General features: G+C 72.2%; 19 protein-coding genes. 5 read left to right on the top strand and 14 right to left on the bottom strand.

The features are described 5' to 3' along the window. Positions 1–424: 424 nt before the first annotated feature. Positions 425–1,813 (top strand): GntP family permease, encoded by a 1,389-nt coding sequence (locus tag DAE25_RS06815; protein ID WP_107765483.1) that lies wholly within the window; start codon positions 425–427, stop codon positions 1,811–1,813. A 20-nt stretch (positions 1,814–1,833) separates the two neighbouring features. Here the strand turns inward: DAE25_RS06815 and DAE25_RS06810 are convergent, their stop codons facing one another. Continuing rightward, positions 1,834–2,520, bottom strand: coding sequence for a FadR/GntR family transcriptional regulator (locus DAE25_RS06810; protein WP_199907470.1), 687 nt, complete (start codon positions 2,518–2,520; stop codon positions 1,834–1,836). Between DAE25_RS06810 and DAE25_RS06805 the strand changes: the two genes are divergently transcribed. After that, positions 2,506–3,081, top strand: coding sequence for a gluconokinase (locus DAE25_RS06805; protein WP_234410902.1), 576 nt, complete (start codon positions 2,506–2,508; stop codon positions 3,079–3,081). The two genes, DAE25_RS06810 and DAE25_RS06805, sit on opposite strands and share 15 nt — an antisense overlap. A gap of 95 nt (positions 3,082–3,176) precedes the next feature. Further along, positions 3,177–4,289, top strand: a complete 1,113-nt coding sequence (locus tag DAE25_RS06800; protein ID WP_107765482.1) for a lysylphosphatidylglycerol synthase transmembrane domain-containing protein — start codon at positions 3,177–3,179, stop codon at positions 4,287–4,289. A gap of 46 nt (positions 4,290–4,335) precedes the next feature. Here the strand turns inward: DAE25_RS06800 and DAE25_RS06795 are convergent, their stop codons facing one another. From DAE25_RS06795 to DAE25_RS06780, 4 genes are all read right to left on the bottom strand, one after another. Continuing rightward, the gene (locus DAE25_RS06795; protein ID WP_107765481.1) at positions 4,336–6,936 is read right to left on the bottom strand and encodes a DEAD/DEAH box helicase; all 2,601 of its coding nucleotides are present in this window, start codon (positions 6,934–6,936) and stop codon (positions 4,336–4,338) included. Then, entirely contained in the window at positions 6,933–7,835 is a 903-nt protein-coding gene (gene xerD, locus DAE25_RS06790) for a site-specific tyrosine recombinase XerD (protein WP_199907499.1), read from the bottom strand. The genes DAE25_RS06795 and xerD overlap by 4 nt, the downstream gene beginning before the upstream one ends. 23 nt (positions 7,836–7,858) lie before the next feature. Beyond that, positions 7,859–8,974 (bottom strand): alanine dehydrogenase, encoded by a 1,116-nt coding sequence (gene ald, locus DAE25_RS06785; RefSeq protein ID WP_107765480.1) that lies wholly within the window; start codon positions 8,972–8,974, stop codon positions 7,859–7,861. An 82-nt stretch (positions 8,975–9,056) separates the two neighbouring features. After that, positions 9,057–9,695 (bottom strand): NUDIX domain-containing protein, encoded by a 639-nt coding sequence (locus DAE25_RS06780; protein WP_107765479.1) that lies wholly within the window; start codon positions 9,693–9,695, stop codon positions 9,057–9,059. Between the two features lie 26 nt (positions 9,696–9,721). Here DAE25_RS06780 and pepN point away from each other — a divergent pair, with 26 nt between their 5' ends. After that, positions 9,722–12,169 (top strand): aminopeptidase N, encoded by a 2,448-nt coding sequence (pepN, locus tag DAE25_RS06775; RefSeq protein WP_107765478.1) that lies wholly within the window; start codon positions 9,722–9,724, stop codon positions 12,167–12,169. Positions 12,170–12,218: 49 nt separating this feature from the next. On the opposite strand, the gene DAE25_RS06770 is transcribed toward pepN, so the two are convergent. From DAE25_RS06770 to DAE25_RS06735, 8 genes are all read right to left on the bottom strand, one after another. Beyond that, positions 12,219–13,916 carry a CTP synthase gene (locus DAE25_RS06770; protein WP_107765477.1) on the bottom strand — a complete coding sequence of 566 codons (1,698 nt, stop codon included), beginning with the start codon at positions 13,914–13,916 and terminating at the stop codon, positions 12,219–12,221. Positions 13,917–13,927: 11 nt separating this feature from the next. Beyond that, complete coding sequence (locus tag DAE25_RS06765) at positions 13,928–14,806, bottom strand: copper transporter (protein ID WP_107765476.1); 879 nt, start codon at positions 14,804–14,806, stop codon at positions 13,928–13,930. Continuing rightward, positions 14,806–16,005, bottom strand: coding sequence for a putative cytokinetic ring protein SteA (steA, locus tag DAE25_RS06760; RefSeq protein WP_107765475.1), 1,200 nt, complete (start codon positions 16,003–16,005; stop codon positions 14,806–14,808). Before steA ends, DAE25_RS06765 begins: the two co-directional genes overlap by 1 nt. Before the next feature lie 166 nt (positions 16,006–16,171). Next, entirely contained in the window at positions 16,172–17,923 is a 1,752-nt protein-coding gene (gene recN / locus DAE25_RS06755; protein ID WP_107765474.1) for a DNA repair protein RecN, read from the bottom strand. Further along, the gene (locus DAE25_RS06750) at positions 17,916–18,908 is read right to left on the bottom strand and encodes an NAD kinase (RefSeq protein ID WP_234410900.1); all 993 of its coding nucleotides are present in this window, start codon (positions 18,906–18,908) and stop codon (positions 17,916–17,918) included. Before DAE25_RS06750 ends, recN begins: the two co-directional genes overlap by 8 nt. Then, complete coding sequence (locus DAE25_RS06745) at positions 18,905–19,744, bottom strand: TlyA family RNA methyltransferase (RefSeq protein ID WP_107765473.1); 840 nt, start codon at positions 19,742–19,744, stop codon at positions 18,905–18,907. Before DAE25_RS06745 ends, DAE25_RS06750 begins: the two co-directional genes overlap by 4 nt. Before the next feature lie 5 nt (positions 19,745–19,749). Beyond that, positions 19,750–19,953 carry a hypothetical protein gene (locus DAE25_RS06740; protein ID WP_159083615.1) on the bottom strand — a complete coding sequence of 68 codons (204 nt, stop codon included), beginning with the start codon at positions 19,951–19,953 and terminating at the stop codon, positions 19,750–19,752. 10 nt (positions 19,954–19,963) lie between these two features. Then, positions 19,964–20,992 carry an HAD-IIA family hydrolase gene (locus DAE25_RS06735; RefSeq protein ID WP_234410899.1) on the bottom strand — a complete coding sequence of 343 codons (1,029 nt, stop codon included), beginning with the start codon at positions 20,990–20,992 and terminating at the stop codon, positions 19,964–19,966. Positions 20,993–21,033: 41 nt separating this feature from the next. Here DAE25_RS06735 and DAE25_RS06730 point away from each other — a divergent pair, with 41 nt between their 5' ends. Beyond that, a complete protein-coding gene (locus DAE25_RS06730) occupies positions 21,034–22,164 on the top strand; it encodes a DUF1015 family protein (RefSeq protein ID WP_107765471.1) in 1,131 nt (376 codons plus the stop codon). Here DAE25_RS06730 and DAE25_RS06725 read toward each other — a convergent pair. Continuing rightward, on the bottom strand, positions 22,124–22,492 hold the full coding sequence (locus DAE25_RS06725; protein WP_234410898.1) for a single-stranded DNA-binding protein: 369 nt from the start codon (positions 22,490–22,492) through the stop codon (positions 22,124–22,126). The two genes, DAE25_RS06730 and DAE25_RS06725, sit on opposite strands and share 41 nt — an antisense overlap. Between the last annotated feature and the right edge of the window lie 243 nt (positions 22,493–22,735).

Genomic DNA, 22,735 nt, shown 5'->3' with positions numbered 1-22,735 from the left:
CTCGGGGGAAGGTGCTGGATCGGGACGTCGGACGAGGGGAGGCATCTCCGACGCGCTGCTGCCGGACTGGCCCGGGAAGCCTGCGAAACCGCCACCGCTCATGGACATCTCCTCTTGTCGACTCGTACCGATTGGACCACGCGGGACGCTGCTGGACTTTGTCGACACGGCGACATCTCCCCGAGAGTTCCGGGCGACTCTAGGACCGGTGGGCGGCAGCCACAACACGTGGGCCGCAACCCCCAGCCCGCCGGGCAAATCTGTGCACTCGCCCCCGGTCCCCTGCACAGGTCGGGCCTCCCTGTGCACAAACCTGTGCACTCGGAACGGCCGCGCGAGTTGCAAAGGTACTACCTTTCAGGCAGCATGCTCCACCGACCCTGTGACCGCGCTCACAACCCGCCCAGACACCGGAGCTGCACCCATGGAAAACCTCGAACCGGCGTACGGCACCGCCGTCCTCCTGCTCATCGCGGCGGCCGCCGTCGCGCTCCTCCTCTTCCTCATCATCAAGGTGCGGCTCCACGCGTTCATCGCGCTGGTCCTGGTCAGCCTGCTGACCGCCATCGCCGCCGGCATCCCCCTGGCCCTGGTCCCGGCGGCGCTGCTCAGCGGCTTCGGCAGCACGCTCGGATCGGTGGCCCTGCTGGTCGGCTTCGGTGTGATGCTCGGCCGGTTGCTGGAGGTGACCGGGGGCGCGCAGGTGCTCGCCGACAGCCTCATCAACCGGTTCGGCGAGCAGCGGGCGCCCTTCGCCCTCGGCGTCGCCGCCCTCTTCTTCGGCTTCCCGATCTTCTTCGACGCCGGTCTCGTCGTCTTCCTGCCGATCATCCTCACGGTGGCCCGCCGGTTCGGCGGCTCGGTGCTCTTCTACGCCCTCCCCGCGGCCGGCGCCTTCGCGGCCATGCACGCCCTCGTGCCCCCGCACCCGGGTCCGGTCGCGGCCGGCACCGCCCTCGGCGGCGACATCGGCGTGATCCTGCTCGTCGGCCTCCCCGTCGCCGTCATCTCGTGGTACGTCGGCGTCTACCTCGTCTCCAAGGTGCTGGGCAAGCGGTACGACGTCGCCGTCCCCGACCTGCTGTTCGGCGAGGTCAACGGCGGCGACGACCGTCCCGCCGTCACTCCCCCGGCCTTCGGCACCGTGCTCTCCCTGCTGCTCATCCCGCTGGTGCTCATCTCGTTCAACACCGTCCTCACCACGCTGGTCGCCAACGGCACCCTCGAGGAGGGCCAGGCATGGGTCGAGTTCCTCCAGCTGCTCGGCAACACCCCGGTGGCCCTGCTGATCAGCCTGCTCGCCGCGATCCTGGTGCTGGGACGGCGCAACGGCTCGTTCGACGAGACCATGAAGGTCCTGGACCAGGCCCTCGGCCCGATCTGCTCGATCATCCTCATCACCGGCGCCGGCGGCATGTTCGGTGGCGTGCTCCGCATCAGCGGCATCGGCGAGGCACTGACGTCCTCGCTCTCCGACCTCGGCCTGCCGCTCCTCCTGCAGGCGTTCCTCATCGCCACCGCGCTGCGCGTGGCCCAGGGCTCGGCCACCGTCGCGCTGACCACCACGGCGGGCCTGATCGCGTCCCAGGCCGCCGGGCTCGACAACTTCCACATCGCGCTGCTCGTGGTGGCCATCGCCGCCGGCGCGACCGTGCTCTCGCACGTCAACGACTCGGGCTTCTGGCTGGTCAGCCGCTTCTTCGGGATGGACGAGAAGACCACCCTCAAGACGTGGACCGTCATGGAGACGACGCTGGGTGTCAGCGCGTTCCTGCTGGCCGTGGTCCTGTGGCCGGTCGCGGGCCTGCTGTGACCCACCGCTCCGCGGTGGGGTCAGTGGGCGTGGCCGAGGTCGGAGACGACCTCGGCACAGATCGCCGTCATGGCGAAGCGGGCCACCTCGGCCTCTCCCCCGGCGACCGCCTCGGCGACGACCTGGTGCAGCCGGCGGGCCTCCTGCTTGGGCTCGGGCGGCATCAGGTCGTGGTCGGTGCGTCCGCGCAGGACCTCCTCGACCACGTCGGAGAGCCCGGAGAACATCACGTTGCCCGACGCCCGCAGCAGCAGCCGGTGGAAGGCGACGTCCTGCTCCAGGAACGTCCGCAGGTCCCCCGCGGCCCCCGAGGCCTCCATCTGCTCGGCGATGCGCACGATCTCGGTGCGCTGGGCGTCGTCGGCGTGGGTGGCGGCCAGCGCGGCCGAGGAGGGCTCGATGGCGGCGCGGAGCTCGGCCAGCTGGTGGAGGAGCAGGACCCGGTCCTCGCCCTCGAGCCGCCAGCGGATCACGGCCGGGTCGTAGTCGTCCCAGGCGTCGCGGGGCAGGATCCGGATCCCGGTCCGGCGTCGGCTCTCGACCAGGCCCATCGAGACCAGCACCTGCACCACCTCGCGGGCGACGGTCCGGGAGACGCCGTACGCCTCCCCCAGCCACTCCAGGGTGATGACGGACCCCTCGGCCAGGTCTCCCCGCACGATACGGGGGCCGACCTCGGCGAGGACGGTGCTGTGGGCGGTCGACACGAGCAGCACCCTAGCCGCGAGCAGGCAGCCACGACCCGCCCCGACACGGGCGACCGGCCGCGGCACGTGGTGGTGATGGGCGTGTCCGGCACCGGCAAGACGACGGTGGCAGCACGACTGGCCGACCGCTTCGGGTGGACGTTCATCGAGGGCGACAGCCTGCACCCGCCGGCCAACATCGAGAAGATGTCCGCGGGCATCCCCCTCGACGACGACGACCGGCGCCCGTGGTTGGAGGCACTGGCCTCGATCCAGGCCTTCCACCACGGCGACGGGGTCTCGACGGTGCTCACCTGCTCGGCGCTCAAGCGGGGCTACCGCGACGTGCTGCGCGGCGGCGTACCTGACGGCACGGTGTTCTTCGTCCACCTCGCCGCACCTTTCGAGGTGCTGCGCACGCGGATGGAGTCGCGCGAGCACTTCATGCCCCCGTCCCTGCTGCAGTCCCAGTTCGACACCCTGGAGCCGCTCGGCGCCGACGAGCCGGGCGCCGTCCTCGACGTCTCCCGGTCCCTCGACACCGTGGTGCGTGCCGCCGAGAGCGCTGTCCGGGGCGGGTGATCGCCCAGAGCCGGTGCATCTCCATGGTGGCGATGCACCAGCTCGACCGCATCGGAGGCAGGGCTCCCGAGCGCCCACGCAACTAGTCTCGTCACGTGAGCGAAACGGATCCGCCCACGTCGCCCGGGGGCGAGGACGCCGAGGGCGACGGCGACCTGCCCCCGCTGCTCGAGCCGGAAGCATCCTCACCCGCGCAGAAGATCGTGCGAGCCACGCTCACCCTCCTGCTGCTCTACCTCGTCTTCGGGGTCCTGATCCCGAGCTTCGCCTCCTACGAGGACGTCTGGGACGCGCTCACCTCGCTCGACCCGGTCGTCGTGCTCCTGCTGACCGCGCTCACCTTCGTGGTGGAGGGCTGCAAGGCCGGCGCGTTCGCCCTGCTCATCGGGCCGCTCCGCTTCCCCGACGCCTTCCTCGCGCAGGAGTCGGCCGCCGTGGTCTCCAACACCGTGCCGGGACCCTCCGGCACGGCAGCGCGCTACGGGATCTACCGCAAGCTCGGGATCAGCACCGAGGACTTCGCCACGTCGTACGTCGTCAACAGCTCGGTCAGCAACGTGCTCCCCCTCGTCATGCCCGCCATCGGTCTCGCCCTCCTCTCGACGCAGGAGGAGGTGCCGGGGTCCGTCTGGACGCTCGCCCTGGTCGGCCTCGGCGTCTCGGTCGCGCTGCTCGTCCTGGCGGTCCTCATCGTGCGCAGCGAGCAGTTCGCCCGCAGGTTCGGGGCCCGGCTGGGTCGGTTCCTCAACTGGCTCCGTGGGGTGGCCCGCAGACCCCCGGGCGCGGAGCTCGGGGACACCGTCGTGGAGTGGCGCCGCACCGTGGTCGGCATCTTCCGTGCACGCGTCCTCGGCCTGGTCGGCCTCTTCGTGCTGCGTGAGCTCGCCACCTACCTGATGCTCCTCGCCTCCCTCCGCGGGCTGGGCGTCGGCGCCGGTGTCCTCACCGCCATCGAGGTCTTCGCCGTCTACACGGTGGTCCGCCTCGCGACGCTCGTGGAGATCACCCCCGGCAACGTCGGCATCACCGAGGCGCTCTACATCAGCGCCCTGAACTGGGCGGCGGGCGGCCGCGAGGCCGACGCCATCGTGGCCGCCGTGTTCGTCTTCCGGATGTTCACCTACCTGGGACCCATCCTCATCGGGGGCGTGTGCACGGCCCTGCTGTCACGACGGTTCCGCAGGGCCGGGGCGGGATCCGCCTCCTGACGGACCGTCCACCCGGTCGGCTCGTCATCGGCCGGGCCTCACCCGGTCAGAGCCGGTGCATCGCCACGGTGGCGAGCACCAGCTCGCCCGCCTCGTCCGAGGCGTCGCAGTCGACGACGGCGTCGATCACCCAGTCGTGGTCGCCGGCCGGGTCGTGGATCGTCTGGCGTACGTCGCGCAGCCGGGCCGTGGTGCCCTCCTCCGCGCCGACGGGCTCACCCGTCCGCTCGTCACCGATGGCGAGCAGCTCGGGCCCCCGCGCGTCGCCGTCGACGACGACGGAGTCGTGGTCGGCGTAGTACGCCTCGATCGCGGCGTCCCAGACCGACCGGCCGACGATCACCTGGCGTGACGGTTCGAGGCGGTCGGCCGCCGCCCGCTCGAGCCGCAGCAGCCCGTCGAGGTCGTCCCGGGAGACCAGGTCGACGCGCGCCCACATGGCGTTGCGGATCATCACGGTGAAGGGGCGGAGCTGCTTGCTGACCGGTCGCGGCGGGGGCGGTGGCTCGTGGGCCACGATCCGCCCGGGGACGTGCTCGGGGTCGGTCAGGGCCTCCCACTCGTCGAGGAGCGAGGAGTCGGTCTGGCGGATCGTCTCGCCGAGCCACTCGACGAGGTCCTCGAGCTCGGGGGTGCGGTGCGCCTCCGGGACGGTCTGGCGCAGGGTGCGGTAGGCGTCGGTGAGGTAGCGCAGCACCAGGCCCTCGGAGCGCGCGATCTGGTAGCGGCCGACGAAGTCGGTGAACCCCATTCCCTGCTCCCACATCTCCCGGACGACCGACTTCGGGCCGAGCGCGTCCTCACGCAGCCACGGGTGCCGCTGGCGGTAGGTCTCGTAGAGCCCTCCGAGCAGCTCGGCGAGCGGCTGCGGCCAGGTGATCTGGTCGAGCAGCGCCATCCGCTCCTCGTACTCGATCCCGTCGGCCTTCATCTCCCCCACTGCCTCGCCCCGGGCGGTGAACTGCTGCGCCATCAGGATCTGGCGGGGCGCCTCGAGCACCGACTCGATGACCGACACGATGTCGAGGGTGTAGCTGTCCGACTCCGGGTCGAGGACGTCGAGGGCCGCCAGTGCGAAGTGCGCCAGCGGCTGGTTGAGGGCGAAGTCCGCGGGCAGGTCGACGGTGAGCACGTAGCGGCGGCCGTGCTCGTCCCTCTCGTCGAGGCGCGTCATCACGCCCGACCGCAACAGCGACCGTCCGAGCCGCAGCGCCCGCCGTGACAGGCGGAGCTGCTGGCGTCGCTCCTCGTGGTTGTCGGTGAGCAGCCGGCGCATCACCGCGAACGCGTCCTCCTCGCGGGTGGCCACGTTGATCAGCATCGCGTTGTCCACGCGCATCCGGGAGACCAGCTGCTCCGGGACACCCGCGACGAGCTTGTCGTAGGTCTGCTCGGTCCACACGACGGTGCCCTCGGGCGGCTTCTTGAGCTGCGCCTTGGACTTGCGCTTGGCGTTGGCCCCCGGGGCGGCGTTCTTGGCCTCCGCCTTCTTCTTGGCACGCTCGTTGTCGATGACGTGCTCGGGCGCCTGGACGACGACGTACCCGGCCGTGTCGTAGCCCGCCCGGCCCGCGCGGCCCGCGATCTGCTGGAACTCCCGGGTCCGCAGCACCCGCTGGCGGCTGCCGTCGAACTTCGCGAGACCGGTGAAGAGCACGGTGCGGATCGGCACGTTGATGCCGACGCCGAGGGTGTCGGTGCCGCAGATGACGGTGAGGAGGCCGGACTGGGCGAGCTGCTCGACGAGGCGGCGGTACTTCGGCAGCATCCCGGCGTGGTGGACGCCGATCCCGTTGCGCACCAGCTTGGACAGCGTCTTGCCGAAGCCGGCCCCGAAGCGGAAGGCGCCGATCCGGTCGGCGATCGCCTCCTTGTCGACCTTCACCTTGGTGCCCTTGAGCAAGGAGGTGGCGTGCTCGACGGCCGCGGCCTGGGTGAAGTGCACGACGTAGACCGGGGCCTGGCCCGTCTCCACGAGCTCCTTGAGGGTGTCGTCGAGGTGCTCCATCGACCACGAGAAGTGCAGCGGGACGGGTCGCTCGGCGTCGGCGACGACCGCGACCTCCCGGCCCGTACGACGCGTCAGGTCGTCGACGAAGAACGAGACGTCGCCGAGGGTCGCCGACATCAGCAGGAACTGCGCGTCCACGAGCTCGAGCAGCGGGACCTGCCAGGCCCACCCGCGGTCGGGCTCGGCGTAGAAGTGGAACTCGTCCATCACGACGAGTCCGACGTCGGCGGAGCGTCCCTCGCGCAGCGCGATGTTGGCCAGGATCTCGGCGGTGCAGCAGATGATCGGGGCGTCGGCGTTGACCGCCGCGTCGCCGGTGAGCATCCCGACGTTCTCGGCCCCGAAGACCTCGCAGAGTGCGAAGAACTTCTCGCTCACCAGCGCCTTGATGGGTGCGGTGTAGAAGCTGACCTTGTCCTGGGCGAGGGCGGCGACGTGGGCGCCGAGGGCGACCATCGACTTCCCGGAGCCGGTCGGCGTGGCCAGGATGACGTGGTTGCCGCCGAGGAGCTCGATGACCGCCTCGTCCTGGTGGGGGTAGAGCTCGAGCCCCTGCTCCTCGACCCACCCGGTGAACGCGTCGTACACGCCGTCGGGGTCGGTGGTGGACCCGAGCCGCTCGTCGAGCCGGGTCACTCTCGGGCCCGGGGGTGTGCGGTCGCAAAGACCTCGCGCAGGTTGTCCACGGTCACCAGTGTGTACACCTGGGTGGTGGTCACCGACGCGTGCCCCAGCAGCTCCTGCACCACCCGCACGTCCGCACCCCCGTCGAGCAGGTGCGTGGCGAAGGAGTGGCGCAGCGTGTGGGGCGACACGTCGCGGGTCACCCCGGCCCGGTCGGCGGCCTTGACCAGCACCGCCCAGGCGCTCTGGCGGGACAGCCGACCGCCCCGCGAGTTGAGGAAGAGCGCCCCGCCGGGCGTCTTGGCCGCCACCAGGTCGGGACGGGCCCGGGTGAGGTAGGCGTCGACGGCCTCGAGGGCGTAGCCGCCCACCGGGACCAGCCGCTCCTTGGAGCCCTTGCCCCGGAGCAGCACGGTGCCGTCGACGGTGTCGAGGTCGTCGACGTCGAGGCCGACGGCCTCCGAGATCCGCGCCCCGGTGCCGTAGAGCACCTCCAGCAGCGCGCGGTCGCGCAGCGCGAGCGGCGTACCGGCGGCACCGGACGCCTCGAGGATGGCCTCGACGTCCGACAGCGGCAGCGCCTTGGGCAGCCGCTTGGCCGGCGTCGGCGGCTTGACTGCACCGGCAGGGTCGACGGTGGCGAGCCCGTCACTGACGGCGAACTTGTGGAAGCCCCGCACCGCCACCACCGTGCGCGCCGCCGACGTGGAGCTGAGCGGCGGGTGGTCGGCGTCGCCCTCCCGCAGCCTGACCAGGAACCCCGACACCGTCGCCTCGGTGATCTCGTCGAGGTCGCCGATCCCCTGCTCCTCGAGGTGTGCGGCGTACCTCCGCAGGTCGCGCCGGTACGACGACAGGGTGTTGGCGGCGAGCCCGCGCTCCACCGAGAGGTGGTCGAGGTAGGTGCGGATGGCCCTGGTCAGGCCGGGTGCGTTCAGGGCAGCACCGACTCCGGGGCGACGGCGTCGACGCCCACGGCCTGGCCAACGGGGATGTTGGTGAGCGCGCCGGCGTGGGTGTTGAGGCCCTTGAGCAGGCTCGCGTCGTCGCGGCACGCCTGCGCCCAGCCCTTGTCGGCCAGCGCGACGGCGTACGGCATGGTCGCGTTGGTCAGGGCGTACGTCGAGGTGTTGGGCACCGCGCCGGGCATGTTGGCCACGCAGTAGAAGACCGAGTTGTGCACCATGTAGGTCGGGTCGGCGTGCGTGGTGGCCCGGGTGTCCTCGAAGCAGCCGCCCTGGTCGACGGCGATGTCGACGAGCACCGAGCCCGGCTTCATCTGCGAGACCAGCTCGTTGCTGACCAGCTTGGGTGCCGCGGCACCGGGGATGAGCACGGCGCCGATGACCATGTCGGCCTCCATGACCTGCTGGCGGATCGCCAGCGCGGACGACGCGAGCCCGTGGACCCGGTTGTTGTAGCGCCAGAACGACATCCGCAGCTTGTCGAGGTCGGTGTCGAGCAGGGTCACGTCGGCCCCCATGCCGAGCGCGATGTTGGCGGCGTTCTGGCCCGAGACACCGGCACCGATGATGACGACCTTGGCGTTGGCGACCCCGCCGACCCCACCCATCAGCACACCGCGACCGCCCTGGGCCTTCATCATCGAGTAGGCGCCGACCTGGGGGGCGAGGCAGCCCGCGACCTCGGACATCGGGTAGAGCAGGGGCAGCCCGCCGGAGGGCAGCTGCACGGTCTCGTAGGCGATGGCCGTCGTCTTTCGCGCCAGCAGCTCGTCGGTGAGCGGCTTGTCGGCGGCGAGGTGGAGGTAGGTGAACAGGGTGAGGTCCTCGCGGAGGCGGTGGTACTCCTCGGCGATGGGCTCCTTGACCTTGAGGACCATCTCGGCGGTGCCCCAGACGTCGTCCGCGGCGTCGAGCATCGTCGCCCCGGCGGCGACGTACTCCTCGTCGGGGATGTTGGACCCGAGTCCGGCACCCGCCTCGACGTAGACCTCGTGGCCGTGCTCGACCAGCTCGTGGGCTCCCACGGGGGTGAGCGCCACCCGGTACTCGTGGTTCTTGACTTCCTTCGGTACGCCGACCTTCACGACTCACTCCTCGACAGGGCAGTTCACACGGTGATGCGGGTCACAGCTCGTGACAGCAGACCGACGATATCGCCCGCGCCGCTCAGGTCGCGTCGAGCCCCCCGCGTCGCTTGAGCACGTCGTATGCCAGCACCGCCTGGGCGAGCGGCCCCTGCCGGACACGACCGTCGAGGACGGCGTCGAGCAGCTCGGCCATCGGCACCCAGAAGACCTCCATCTCGGCCTCCTCGGCGTGCATCTCGAAGTCGCCGCGGGAGGCCTCGGACAGTCCGCGGGCCAGGAAGATCTCGTGCACCTCCTCGGTGATGCCGGCGCTCGCGTACGTCGCGAGGAGGAGCTGCCAGGACGTCGCGGCCAGCTCGGCCTCCTCGCGCAGCTCGCGCATGGCCGTCTCCACCGACGGCTCGTCGCCGGCGTCGCGCAGCCCCGCCGGGAGCTCGACGAAGTCCTGCCGGTTGGTGTGCCGGTACTGCCGCAGGCACAGCACGCGCTCGTCGTCGTCCACGGCCAGCACGACCACTGCACCCGGGTGCTCCAGCGAGAGCCGCCGGAACCGGTCGTCGGGGTGCCCGGGCCGCGCGACGACGTCCTCGCGCAGCGCGACGATCCAGTCGTCGCGGTGCAGGTCGCGGGACCCGTGGACCGGCCACGCGGCGGGTCGGTCTGCGAGCGGGGCCTCCCGCTCCGGGGTCGCGGGGTCCAGACGGTCCTCGGAGCTCATGTGGCCGACGCTATACGGTCGGGCCCATGACCCTCCTGAGCCTGACCCGCGACGAGGCAGCGCACCGATCCGCGCTGATCACCGTCGAGCGGTACGACATCCTCGCCGACATGTCCGCCCTGCTGGAGGGCGAGCGCTTCGCCTCGACCAGCACGGTGACGTTCGCCTGCTCGACACCCGGCTCGTCGACGTTCGTGGACATCGCCGCCGACGTGCTGTCCGCGACGCTCAACGGCGTCGACCTCGACGTCTCCACCGCCGCCGACGGCCGCCTCCCCCTGCCGGACCTCGCCGAGCGCAACGTCCTGGTCGTCGAGGCCGAGACGACCAACACGGCGGCCGGCGAGGGCATCCTCCGCACGGTCGACCCGACCGACAAGCTGGTCTACGTCTGGACGAGCCTCGAGACCGACGAGGCCAGGCGCCTGTGGGCCTGCTTCGACCAGCCCGACCTCAAGGCGCCGCACCGCTTCACCGTGCTCGCTCCGGCGAGCTGGAAGGTCACCTCCAACTCCGCGCCCGACTCGGTCGGTGAGGAGCTGGGCGCGGGCGTGCGGGTCTGGCGCTTCCCCGACACGCCCCCGCTCTCGACGTACGTCGTGGTGGTCAACGCCGGTCCGTTCCACGAGGTCCGGCAGCAGCACGACGGCTACGACCTCGGCTTCTACTGCCGCCAGTCGCTGGTGCCGCACCTCGAGCGCGACCTCGACGAGCTGGTCACCCTCACCCGGCAGGGGCTGGCGTTCTTCGGGGAGAAGTTCGGCGTGCCGTTCCCGCAGGAGCGCTACGACCAGGTGTTCGTCCCCAACCTCGGCGGGGCGATGGAGAACTGGGGGTGCGTGACGTACGGCGACGGGCAGCTCTTCCGCACCCCGCCGACCCACCAGCAGCGCCAGGTCCGCGCCGAGTTCGTCTTCCACGAGATGGCCCACATGTGGTTCGGCGACCTCGTCACGATGCGCTGGTGGGACGACCTGTGGCTCAACGAGGCCTTCGCGTCCTGGGCGGCCAACTGGGGGCTGGCCAACGCCAGCGAGTTCACCGAGATCTGGTCGAGCTTCCTCGCGCTCTTCAAGCGCACCGCCTACGAGATGGACATGGGTCCCGCCGCGCACCCGATCCGCGGCGAGGTCCACGACGTGTCACAGGCGATGGCCAACTTCGACGCGATCACCTACGTCAAGGGCCAGAGCGTGCTCCACCAGCTCGCGGCCTTCATCGGCGAGGACGCCTTCGTCTCCGGGCTGCAGACCTACTTCGCGCGCCACTCGTGGGGCAACACGGTCCTCTCCGACCTGATGACGGCCTTCGGCGAGGCCGCCGGACGTGACCTCGGCGACTGGACGCGGGCCTGGCTGGACCGGGCCGGCACCGACGTCCTCACCCTGGAGGACGGCGTCCTCCTCGCCACGTCGCCGGACGCCGAGCCGCCGCGGCCGCACCGCGTCGACATCGCGTCGTACGCCGTGGTCGACGGCGGGCTGGAGGCCACCGGCACCACGCCGGTCGTGCTCTCGACGCCCGAGGCGCCGGTGGACCTGCCGCGGGGCGACCTGCGGCTCGTCAACGCCGGCGACCTGACCTTTGCCGCTGTGCGCCCCGACGCGCAGTCGCGTCGACTGATGTTCGAGCACATCGCCGACCTCCCCGACCCGCTGTCGCGGGCGCTGGTGGTGGGCACCGCCTCCCAGCTGCTGCTCCTCGGCGAGCTGGCACCGCGGGTGGCGGCCGGTGCCGTGACCCGTGGGCTGGCGAGCGAGACCAGCCCTGCCCTGGTGGAGGCGTTCCTGGCGATGGGCATGCAGTTCGCCGACCGCTGGGCTCCCCAGGACGAGGCCCCGGCCCTGCAGCGCGCGTTCGCCGACGCGGCGCTGGCGCTGGCGGACACGGACCTGCACCGCCAGCCCGCCCTGCGCGCGCTGGCCGGCTCGGCGTCCACCGACGCCCACTGGAGGGTCCTCGACGAGGCCGCCGCGTCCGCCGACGACAACGACCTCGCCTGGCGCATCGCCACCCGTCGCGCGCAGCTCGGCGACTACGACGCGGACGCGGTGCAGCGGCTGCTGGACTCCGACCCCGACCCGGACGCCCACACGCGACGGCTCGCCGTGCTGGCGGCCCGTCCGGACCTGGAGTCCAAGCAGGAGGTCTGGGACGCGTTCTTCGTCGACTACAGCATCCCGGCCAGCCGCGAGACGCTCGTGCTGGGGGCGACCTTCTGGCGTCCGGGACAGAGCGAGCTGCTGGCGCCGTTCGCGATGCGCTACCTCGAGGAGCTGCGCTCACTCAAGGGCGGGCTCCTCAACCAGGGCCTCGTCATCCGGGCGATGTACCCCCTCGGCGTCGGTGACGAGCACTTCCTCGTCGCCGCCGAGAAGGCATCGCACGACGAGTCGCTGAGCGCCTACGCGCGCAACCAGCTCGCGTCCAACTCGTACGTCCAGGCGCGGATCCTGGAGGCGCGCCGACTCTGACGCAGGGGCTCGCCGACTCTGACGGAGCGGCGGGCCGGCCCGCCCCGGGCTACGGGGCGGGCACCTCGTCGTCGGCGTCGATGCGGCGCACCTCGTCGATGGGGAACCGGAGCTCCTTCTGCCGCTCGATCGCCGCGCCCACCAGGCCCGCGAAGAGCGGGTGCGGGCGGGTCGGGCGGGAGCGGAGCTCGGGGTGCGCCTGGGTGGCCACGTAGTAGGGGTGCACGTCGGCGGGGAGCTCGACGAACTCGACGAGCCCGAGGTCCGGGTTGATGCCGGAGAAGACCAGGCCGGCCTCCTCGAGGCGCCCGCGGTAGGCGTCGTTGAACTCGTAGCGGTGGCGGTGCCGCTCCTCGACGCGGGAGGCGCCGTACGCCGCGTGCACGACGCTGCCGACCGTCAGCTCGGCGGGCTGGAGGCCCAGGCGCATGGTGCCGCCCAGGTCGCCGGCGCCGTCGACGTACTGCTTCTGCTCCTCGATCGTGGAGATGACCGGGTCCTGCGCGTCGGGCTCGAACTCGGTGGACCCGGCGCCGGCGATGCCGGCGACGTTGCGGGCGTACTCGATGACCATGCACTGCAGTCCCAGGCACAGGCCGAGCGTCGGGATGCCGTTGGTGCGGGCGTAGGTGAGCGCGCCGAGCTTGCCCTCGAGGCCGCGGATGCCGAAGCCACCGGGGACACAGACGGCGTCGACGTCGTGCAGGTGCTTGTGGGCACCCTCGTGGGTCTCGCACTCGTCGGAGGCGATCCAGCGGATCTGGACCTTGGCCTCGTGGGCGAACCCGCCGGCGCGCAGCGCCTCGCCGACCGAGAGGTAGGCGTCGGGCAGGTCGATGTACTTGCCGACCAGCGCGACGGTGACCTCCTCCTGCGGGTGGTGCACGCGTCGGAGCAGGTCGTCCCAGGCCGTCCAGTCGACGTCACGGAACGGCAGGTCGAGGCGGCGTACGACGTAGGCGTCGAGGCCCTCGCGGTGCAGCACCTTGGGGATGTCGTAGATCGAGGGGGCGTCGGCGGCGGTGACCACGGCCTCGTCGTCGACGTCGCACATCAGCGCGATCTTGCGCTTGATGCTGTCCGGGAGCTCCCGGTCCGCGCGGCAGACGATGGCGTCGGGCTGGATGCCGATGGAGCGCAGCGCGGCGACCGAGTGCTGGGTGGGCTTCGTCTTCAGCTCGCCCGACGGGCCGATGTAGGGCACCAGGGAGACGTGGATGAAGAAGCAGTTGTCCCGGCCGATCTCGTGGCGGGTCTGGCGGGCGGCCTCGAGGAAGGGCAGCGACTCGATGTCGCCGACGGTGCCTCCGACCTCGGTGATGACGACGTCGATCTCGTCGCCGCCCATGGCCAGGATGCGGTCCTTGATCTCGTTGGTGATGTGCGGGATCACCTGGACGGTGTCGCCGAGGTAGTCGCCGCGGCGCTCCTTGGCGATGACCGACGAGTAGACCTGGCCGGTCGTCACGTTGGCGATCTGGTTGAGGTTGGTGTCGAGGAATCGCTCGTAGTGCCCGATGTCGAGGTCCGTCTCCGCACCGTCGTCGGTCACGAAGACCTCCCCGTGCTGGAACGGGTTCATCGTCCCCGGGTCGACGTTGAGATAGGGGTCGAGCTTCTGCATGGTCACGCGGAGACCGCGAGCCTTCAGGAGGGCTCCGAGGCTGGAGGCGGTGAGCCCCTTGCCGAGCGAGGAGGCGACGCCTCCGGTCACGAATACGTGCTTGGTCGGCGTCCGGTTCTTCACGGGGTTCGAGCCTACCCCAGCGGGAGCGGACCGTCGGCACCCGACGCACCGAAGGACCCGCCCGGGGTCTCGATCGCCCGCGCCAGCGCGATCACGGTGGTCACCTGGCCGGCCGTCGTCTCGACGCCGTCGACGGTCGCGACCTCGGCGGAGACGGGCTCGGCGCGCAGGCGTCCGAGCTGACCCTCGCCACCGTCCGCGGTGTCGCCCACGACGACGACACCCGTCGCGGCGCGGTCCAGGCCGGTGACGAGTCCGGCCAGGATCGCGTCGCCGCCCTCGGGGGACGGGTCGTCACCGAGGACCAGCAGCACGAGCGGTGCCCGGCGCTCGACGTCGGCGGGCGCGGTGACGAGGTCGGCGCCGGTGAGGCTCTCGAGGATCGCGCGGCCCTTGCCGTTGGTGGCCTCGCCCTCCGGCACGGAGGTGGCCGCGGCCAGCCCCAGGAGCTGACCGATCCGGTCGTAGGTGGTCGACTCGGGGGCGACCGCATCGCCCTGCTGGGTCATCAGCTGGCTGCCGAGGGTGTCGACGAGCGTCTTCTGGTCGGGTCCGACCATGGTCTCGGTGAGGTCGTAGCGCGCCGACACCGCTCCCCCTGCTGCGGCGATCCGCTCGGTGAGCCCGGTGACCACCTGCTCGTCGGCACCGGGGACCGTCACCAGGGCGACCTGGCGGTCTGTCAGCCGTCCGGCCACGAGGGCGGGTGCCACGGCACCGGTGAAGCTCTCGGTGTACGCCGCCTGCGGGGCGGCCTCGGCGACCGGGGCGCTGGTCTCCGTCGAGGCGGCCTCGGTCACGTCGGAGAGCAGCCCACCGCCGAGGACGATGCCCACGGCGAGGGCCGCGAACACGGCGACGAGGGTGGTGATGTGCTGGCGGAGGGTCATCAACGCAGGAGTCCTTGCAGGCTGTCGATCAGGTCGGTGGTGGTGGGTCCGGCGGCCGTCGCGATCGCGTCGGCCCACTCCTGCCCCACGGGGGTCACCCCGATGGCCGCACCGAGGGCCAGGAGGCCGGCCACGGCGAGGGCCAGCAGGTGACGGGGGCGCACGGCGCCGTCGTACAACGTCGGGACGGCGGCGGCGTCGACGAGCCGCGGGCCCACCTTCAGGCGGGTCAGGTAGGTGCTGGCGAGGCCGGTGCGGCGTCGGTCGAGGAACTCGTCCAGGGTCGCGTGCATGCCGACGCCCACGATGAGGCTGGCGCGGCCGGTGTCGGCCAGGAGCAGGGCTGCGTCCTCGGCCGTGGCGCCGCTCTCGAAGCGGAGCGGACGGACCCCGGAGCGGTCCAGCCGCTCGGTGGCCGACCGGGCGGCGCCGCGCTCGACGAGGGCGACCACGTCGGTGGCCTTGCGCAGCACGTCCAGCGAGGGCAGTTCGTCGGCGCCGGCGCTGGCGACCACGACGTCCGGCTGGTGCCCGGCGGCGCGGAGGGCGTCGGCGCCCCGGTCGACGCCGATCAGGACGGGCCGCTGCTCCTTGATGAAGGGCTTGATGCCCGCGAGCTCCCGCTCCCAGTCGTGTCCCCGCACGACCACGACCACGGGCCGGTCGGCCATGTCGGTGGCGGTGCGCGGCACGCCCCGCCCGTGCAGCAGGAGGTCCTGCTCACGGCGGAGGAACTCGGTGCTGTTGTGGGTGAAGCTCTCGAGCTGGGCCCGCAGTCCCAACCGTGCGGACTCCAGCTCGTCGGCGACGAGGGCGAGGTCGACCTCGCGCCCGGCGGCGACCTGCCGGTTGTCGGCGTACAGGGTGCCCTCGTGCAGGCGGACCCGCGCACCGTCCTCGACGGAGGTCAGGACGGCGTCGCCGCAGGTGTCGACCACGACGACGCCGGCCGCGGCCAGCACCTCGGGGCCGAGGTTGGGGTAGCGCCCGGAGATCATCGGCGAGGCGTTGAGGACGGCGCCGACACCGGCGTCCACGAGCGCCTGGGCGGTGGACCGGTCCATGTCCTGGTGGTCGACGACGACCACGTCGCCGGGCCGCACCCGCGAGAGCAGGTGGACGGTACGACGGTCGACGCGGACGGTCCCGGACAGGCCCGGCAGTGCGGGGGCGGAGCGTTGCCGCGTGGTGATCTTCATGACCGCCTCATGGTGTCAGCCAGGTACGGCGCCTCGCGGGACGCCGGGCGCGGCGTGTCAGGTCGATCCCGTGAGGCCGCTCACCTGTCCACCGACCCGGGCTCGACAGTCCTCGGCAGGGCCCGCGCGGGAGGGCTCTGTCGGACCCCGGCGCCGGAGGGCCCGGTCAGGCCCCGGCGCGGGAGGGTGCGGCCGTGTCGAGCAGCTCGCGGGCGTGTGCCCGGGCGGAGTCCGACTCCTCGACGCCGGCGAGCATCCGGGAGAGCTCCTTCTCCCTGGCCTCGTCGTCGAGCACCACGAGGCCGGACGTGGTGACGGTGCCGTCGCTCTGCTTGTGGACGACCACGTGCCGATCGGCGAAGGCGGCCACCTGCGGCAGGTGGGTGACGACCAGCACCTGGGCGCGACGGGCCAGCTGGGCCAGCCGGCGGCCGATCTCGATGGCGGCCTTGCCACCGACGCCGGCGTCGACCTCGTCGAAGACGAAGGTCGGCACCGGGTTGGACTCGGCGAGGCTGACCTCGAGGGCCAGCATCACGCGGGACAGCTCGCCCCCCGATGCGCCCTTGTGCAGCGGTCGGGCCTCGCTGCCGGTGTTCGCCGCGAGCAGGAACTCCACCTCGTCGAGGCCGCTCGTGGTGGCCCGCAACCATCGCTTCCCCACGCGCAGCACCCCGGGGGTCGGGCGCTCCGGCTCGGCCACCTCGTGCTGGCCGACCGCGATCCTGACGACCGCGTGCGGCATCGCCAGCTGGGTCAGCTCGCCGCTGACCTGGTCCCCCAGCTCCGCGGCGGCGGACTGCCGGGCGGCGGACAGGCGCAACCCGGCGTCGGCCAGCTCGGCGCGCAGGCGCGACTGGTCAGCCCGCAGGGCGTCGGTGCGGCCGTCGGTGTCGTCGAGGTCGAGCAGGCGGCGTGAGCTCTCCTGGGCCCAGGCGAGCACGTCCTCGACCGTCTCGCCGTACTTGCGGGTCAGGGCGGTGATCGACGCCCGGCGCTCGCTCACCGCGGCCAGGCGGGCGGGGTCGATGTCGAGGCGGGATGCGTACGACGCCACGTCGGCCGCCAGGTCGGAGAGGAGGTAGGTCAGCTCGGCCAGCCGGTCGGCCAGCTCGCCGGCCTCCGGGTCGTGGTCGCGCACTCCCTCGAGCAGGGTGCGCGCAGCGGCGGTGGTGGCCAGCGCGTCGGGGGCGTCGTCGTCGCTGGACAGCGCCTCGCGGGCCTGCTCGGCGGCGGTGCGCAGCGTGTCGGCGTAGCCCAACCGCGACTCCTCGGCTGCCAGGGCGCTGTCCTCGCCCGGCTCCGGGGAGACGGCCTCGACCTCGCCGAGGCCGAAGCGCAGCCGGTCGGCCTCCTGGGCCCGCTCGCGGGCGTGGGTGACGACGTCGTCGAGCTCTCGCTCGACGTCGGTGAGCTCGGTGTGAAGACGCCGCCACTCGGCCAGCAGCGGGTCGACGGCCGCTGCGGCATGGCGGTCGAGGGCGTCGCGCTGGGCGCCGGCCCGCAGCAGTCGGTGCTGGTCCGACTGACCATGGACGGCCACCAGCGACTCGGTCACCTCGGCCATCCTCGAGACCGGGACGGAGGCGCCGCCCACCCACGCGCGGGAGCGGCCCTCGGCGGCGATGTTGCGGGCGATGACGACCTGGCCGTCCTCGGTGTCCCCGCCGACCTCGTCGACCGCGGCGCAGAAGGCGGTGAGCGTCCTGGCGTCGACGACGCCCTCCACCCGGGCGTGCGCGGACCCCGAGCGGACGGCACCGGTGTCGGCCCGGCCCCCGAGAAGCAGGCTGAGAGCCGTCACCACCATCGTCTTGCCGGCACCGGTCTCACCGGTGATGACCGTCAGGCCGGGGCCGAGCTCGAGGGTCGACGACTCGATCACGCCCAGCGAGCTGATGCGGATCTCCTCAAACATCGACGCTGACCTCCTCGACCTGGGGCACCTCGCGGCGGCGACGCTCGGCCGCACCGCGCCACCCCTCGACGGGCAGGTCGAACTTGGCGACCAGCCGGTCGGTGAAGGGGGCCTGGTGCAGCCGCACCAGGCGCACCGGTCGGGCACCGCGACGGACCTCGATGCGGGCACCCGGGGGCAGGTCGACCGTGCGACGACCGTCGCACCACAGCACGCCCGCTCCCTCGGTGTTGCCGAGCACCTCGACGGCCAGGACGCTGGTGGGCGCCACGACCATGGGACGGGCGAAGAGCGCGTGGGCACTGATCGGCACCATCAGCAGCGCCTCGACCCCCGGCCACACGACCGGGCCCCCGGCGCTGAAGTTGTAGGCGGTCGAACCGGTGGGGGTCGCGCAGACCACCCCGTCGCAGCCCCAGCGGGACAGCGGACGACCGTCGATCTCGACGACGACCTCGAGCATCCGCTCGCGGGCGGCCTTCTCCACGCTCGCCTCGTTCAGGGCGAAGGTCTCGGCGACCAGCTCCTTGTCGCGGTAGACGCTCACGTCGAGGGTGAGCCGCTCCTCCGTGACGTAGCGCCGGGCCACGATCGCGTCGATGGTCGACTCCACGTCGTCCTGCTCGGCCTCGGCCAGGAACCCCACGTGCCCGAGGTTGACGCCGAGCAGCGGTGTCCCGCTGGCGTGCGTCATCTCGGCGGCCCGCAGGATGGATCCGTCGCCGCCGATCACCAGGGCCAGCTCGCAGCCCACGCCGGCGTGCTGGGCCGCGTCGACCGTCTCGAGCGCGGGCTCCAGGGTGCCGGCGACGAGGTCGAGGTCCTCCGCCTCCTCGGCCAGCAGGCGTACGACGATGCCGTGGGCGGTCAGCGACCGGACGCAGTCGCGCGCGACCTCGCGCGCCTCCTCACGCCCCGTGTGGGCCAGCACCAGCACGCGGCGCACGTCGTCGTGCGCGGGCGCGGCGGCGGGATGGTCGGTCACGGGTCCACCCTCTCACCCGGCACCCCCAGAGCTCCGGAGCGTTGCACCTCGGCGGCGATGTCCTCCGCGCCGATGCTCGCGGGGCCGTTCCTCAGCAGCAGGAAGAACTCCACGTTTCCCGACGGGCCGGGCAGCGGGCTGGTCGTGACGGCCACGGCACCCCAGCCGCGGCGGGCGGCCGCGTCCGCGACGGCGGTCACCGCCTCGGCCCTCAGCGCGAGGTCGCGGACCACTCCCCCCTTGCCGACCCGGTCCTTGCCCACCTCGAACTGGGGCTTCACCATCAACGCCAGCTCGCCGCCCGGCGACGTGACGGAGATCAGCGGGTCGAGCACGAGCTCGAGGGAGATGAAGGACAGGTCGCCGACCACCAGGTCGACCGGCTCGCCGACGAGGTCGAGGGTGAGCTCACGGATGTTGGTGCGGTCGTGCACCACCACACGGTCGTCGCTCTGCAGCGACCAGGCCAGCTGGCCGTAGCCCACGTCGACGGCCACCACCTCGCGCGCCCCGTGACGGAGCAGCACGTCGGTGAACCCGCCGGTCGACGCACCCGCGTCGAGGCACCGCTTGCCCTCGACGGCCACGCCGTGGTCGGCGAAGGCGGCAAGGGCGCCCGCGAGCTTGTGACCGCCGCGGGAGACGTACTCGGGACGGTCGGGGTCCTCGCGTACGACGATCGCGACATCGGTGGTGATGCCGGTGGCGGGCTTCGTGGCCACCGCACCGCTGACCTTGACGCGGCCCTCGGCGATCAGCTCGCTCGCGTGCTCCCGGGAGCGCGCCAGGCCGCGACGGACGAGCTCGGCGTCGAGCCGGAGCCGACGGGGAGGCATCGTCCTCAGTCCGCGGGTGCGTCGAGCGCACGCCGCAGGCGGTCGTGGGCCTGCTCGAACACCGCCACGTGCTCGGCGACCGGCCGGTCGGCCAGGCCGTCCAGGGAGGCCAGGACGGCGTCGACCTCGGCCACACCGGTCGATCCCGCGGTGTCGGTGCCGGCGGACCCGTGGTCCGGGGTCTCGTCGTCGGGGTGCTGCTGGTCCATGTCGCGCACGCTACCCGTGCTCCCCTGCCCGAGAGCCCTCCGGCACCGACACGCCGTCGACGGACGCGGCCTCGCCGGTCTCGTCGAGGTGGGCCCAGCCCGCGACGGCCACGACCCGCCAGAAGTCCGACATACCGCCGTCCCCCTCGACCTCGAGCCGCCCGCCGACCACCCGGGCGGTCCAGCCACCGAGCCCGACCGCCCCGTCGTCGCCGGTGTCCGGGACCGGGTGGGGCTCGAAGAGGCCCTCCATGTCGGCGGCCACGTACGTCGGTCGCAGCTCGGGGGTGGCGGCCACGAGCTCGGGCAGGTGGGTGACGCCGGTCATCACCAGCAGCGAGTCGACCTCGACCACCCGCGCTCCCTCGATGTCGGTGTCCAGCCGGTCCCCGATCATGAGGGGGCGCTGCCCACCCACCCGGCGGACGGTCTCGTCGAGGAGCGGGCGCGCCGGCTTGCCGGCCACCACGGGCTGCACCCCCGCGAAGTCGGAGATCGCCTTGACCAGCAACCCGTGTCCGGGCGCCAGTCCGTAGTCGGTCGGGATCGTCATGTCGGTGTTGCTCGCGACGTAGGGCAGACCGCCCTTGACGAGGGTCGCGGCGCGCATGATGTCCTTCCACAGGACCTCGGGTCCGTAGCCGCTGACGACCGCCACGACGTCGACCGGCTCGGCCACCGCGACCAGGTCCTCCGCCGCCAGGGCAGCCTCGAGTCCCGCCCCACCGAGCAGCAGGACGCGTGCCCCGGCACCGAACCGGCCCCGCAGGACCCGCGCGGCCGCCTGTGCCGAGGTCACCACGTCGTCCGGGCTCGCCTCGATCCCCAGCTTCACCAGGTTGGCCGCGACCTTCTCGGGAGTCCGGGAGGCGTTGTTGGTGACGAACGCCAGGTGCACGCCCGCCTCGCGGACCCGCCGCAACCGGTCGGGAACCCCGTCGATGGCCGCACCGCTCACGTAGACCACGCCGTCGAGGTCGAACATCGCCAGGTCATACGACTCCAGCAACGAGTCGTCGCACGCCTTGAGCACTCTCACCCTCCCACCGACCGAATATCCTCGGCCCCTACGATGCTTCGATGGACTTCGCCGCCACCGTGGTCACGCCGCCGTACGTCGCGAAGCCACTGGCACTCGCCCCGTTCCAGGGCATGATGTTGTCCCCCGCCCGGGTCGGGGACCCTGCCTCGGCCCGCGCCTTCGCGCGACCCTATCGGTCCGTCGCCGGCCGGCTGGCGGAGTGGGAGCGCCGTGGGCACGTGAGCCAGGACGTGACGCCGGCGCTGTACCTCCACGAGTACACCGCGGGTGGTCTCACCGTCCGGGGCATCGTCGGCACGCTGGATCTCTCCCGCCGGGCGACCGTGCTCGACGACCGGGCCGTGTGGCCGCACGAGGGCATCCACCCCGTGCAGGTCGACGAGCTCGCCGATCGGATGCTGGAGATGGAGATGAACCCGGCACCGATCCTCCTCGTGCACGACGGTCCCACCGAGGTGCGCGATCTCGTACGACGCCTGGTCACCACGACCCCGTACCGAGCGTTCAGCGACCGGGCGGGGCAGCAGCAACGGTTGTGGCGCATCGACACCCCGGCCGACGTCGCCCTGGTCAACGACCAGCTCGCGGACGCGTCCGTGCTCATCGCCGACGGCCATCACCGGTACGCCGCCTACCTGAGGCTCCAGCACCAGCATCCCGGCACCGGCTGGGACAGTGGACTGGCCATGCTGGTCGACCAGGGAGACACCGGGCTCTTCCTCGGCGCCATCCACCGCACGCTGCGAGGAGTCGGACTCGACGACCTGCTCGCAGCGGCGCGGGCCGCGGGTGCGACGACGAGGAGCCTGCAGGCCGGTACGGCGCTCATCGCCCTGGCCCCCGCGACCCTGACCGCGACCGACGGCGACGCCTGGTCGGCGATCGACGTCCCGGATCGCGGGCTGCTGCCGGTCGAGTGGCTCCACCGCGACCTGGTCCCGACCCTGCCGTCCCCGCAGGTTGCGTACCACCACAGCGTCGAGGAGGCCCTGGCCCTGGCGGGCCCGACCGCCGTCGGGGTGCTGCTCCCCGCACCGGACTTCGGGGACGTCGTACGCGTCATCAACCGGGGTCGCCTCCTCCCCGAGAAGGCCACGTCCTTCCAGCCCAAGCCGAGCCTGGGCGTGCTCATGCGCTCCCTGCACGCCGCACCAGTCGACCCGAGCTGACCTCCACCTCCACCCGCGAGGCAGCAGATCCGCCGGCGCGGAAGAAGCGTCTCCGGATGGCGCCCTCGACCTCCACGACGTCCCCGGGTTGCCATCCCATGGCCGAGCGCCGGACGCGTGGCAGCCACGCGGTGCACTCGAGGGCATCGACGCGCTGTCGGGACTGGTGACCCTCCGGTCGCCCCACCACCACCCGGAAGGAGCACAACACGTCCCCGCTGGGAAGCACCACTTCCTCGGGGGTCGCGGACACCCGACCCACTAGGCGGACGACGTTGACGTCCCCCGCGCGGCCGGCCGTCGGGCCGGTCATTGCCTGTGCAGACATGCACATCACCTCCAGCACCGAGGCTGGGGCAGGCCACCGACATCGGGGACCGGACACCCGAGGACTGTGTACACGCATCGTCGGGACCACGGCTGTGGACGGCCACTGGCGCGCAACACCTCTCGAGGGTGTCGACGCTAAAGCTGTGGAAATGGGAAAGAGGGGCCGCCTGGTGGCGGCCCCTCTCCCAATGTATGTCCGGCGGCGTCCTACTCTCCCACAGCCTCTCGGTTGCAGTACCAT

It is taken from the genome of Nocardioides terrigena (assembly GCF_003047265.1).
GTDB classification, from domain to species: Bacteria; Actinomycetota; Actinomycetes; order Propionibacteriales; family Nocardioidaceae; genus Nocardioides; species Nocardioides terrigena.
The sequence above is the reverse complement of the archived record's forward strand: the minus strand, read 5'-3'. Positions and strand labels throughout refer to the sequence as shown.

What these genes read in the sequence shown, in the direction of transcription:
- pepN (WP_107765478.1), top strand. Translation starts at nt 9,722, where the DNA reads ATGACCCTCCTGAGCCTGACCCGCGACGAGGCAGCGCACCGATCCGCG.
- steA (WP_107765475.1), bottom strand. Translation starts at nt 16,005, where the DNA reads ATGAAGATCACCACGCGGCAACGCTCCGCCCCCGCACTGCCGGGCCTG.
- DAE25_RS06765 (WP_107765476.1), bottom strand. Translation starts at nt 14,806, where the DNA reads ATGACCCTCCGCCAGCACATCACCACCCTCGTCGCCGTGTTCGCGGCC.
- DAE25_RS06740 (WP_159083615.1), bottom strand. Translation starts at nt 19,953, where the DNA reads ATGGACCAGCAGCACCCCGACGACGAGACCCCGGACCACGGGTCCGCC.
- DAE25_RS06815 (WP_107765483.1), top strand. Translation starts at nt 425, where the DNA reads ATGGAAAACCTCGAACCGGCGTACGGCACCGCCGTCCTCCTGCTCATC.
- DAE25_RS06725 (WP_234410898.1), bottom strand. Translation starts at nt 22,492, where the DNA reads ATGTCTGCACAGGCAATGACCGGCCCGACGGCCGGCCGCGCGGGGGAC.
- DAE25_RS06780 (WP_107765479.1), bottom strand. Translation starts at nt 9,695, where the DNA reads ATGAGCTCCGAGGACCGTCTGGACCCCGCGACCCCGGAGCGGGAGGCC.
- DAE25_RS06745 (WP_107765473.1), bottom strand. Translation starts at nt 19,744, where the DNA reads ATGCCTCCCCGTCGGCTCCGGCTCGACGCCGAGCTCGTCCGTCGCGGC.
- recN (WP_107765474.1), bottom strand. Translation starts at nt 17,923, where the DNA reads ATGTTTGAGGAGATCCGCATCAGCTCGCTGGGCGTGATCGAGTCGTCG.
- DAE25_RS06730 (WP_107765471.1), top strand. Translation starts at nt 21,034, where the DNA reads ATGGACTTCGCCGCCACCGTGGTCACGCCGCCGTACGTCGCGAAGCCA.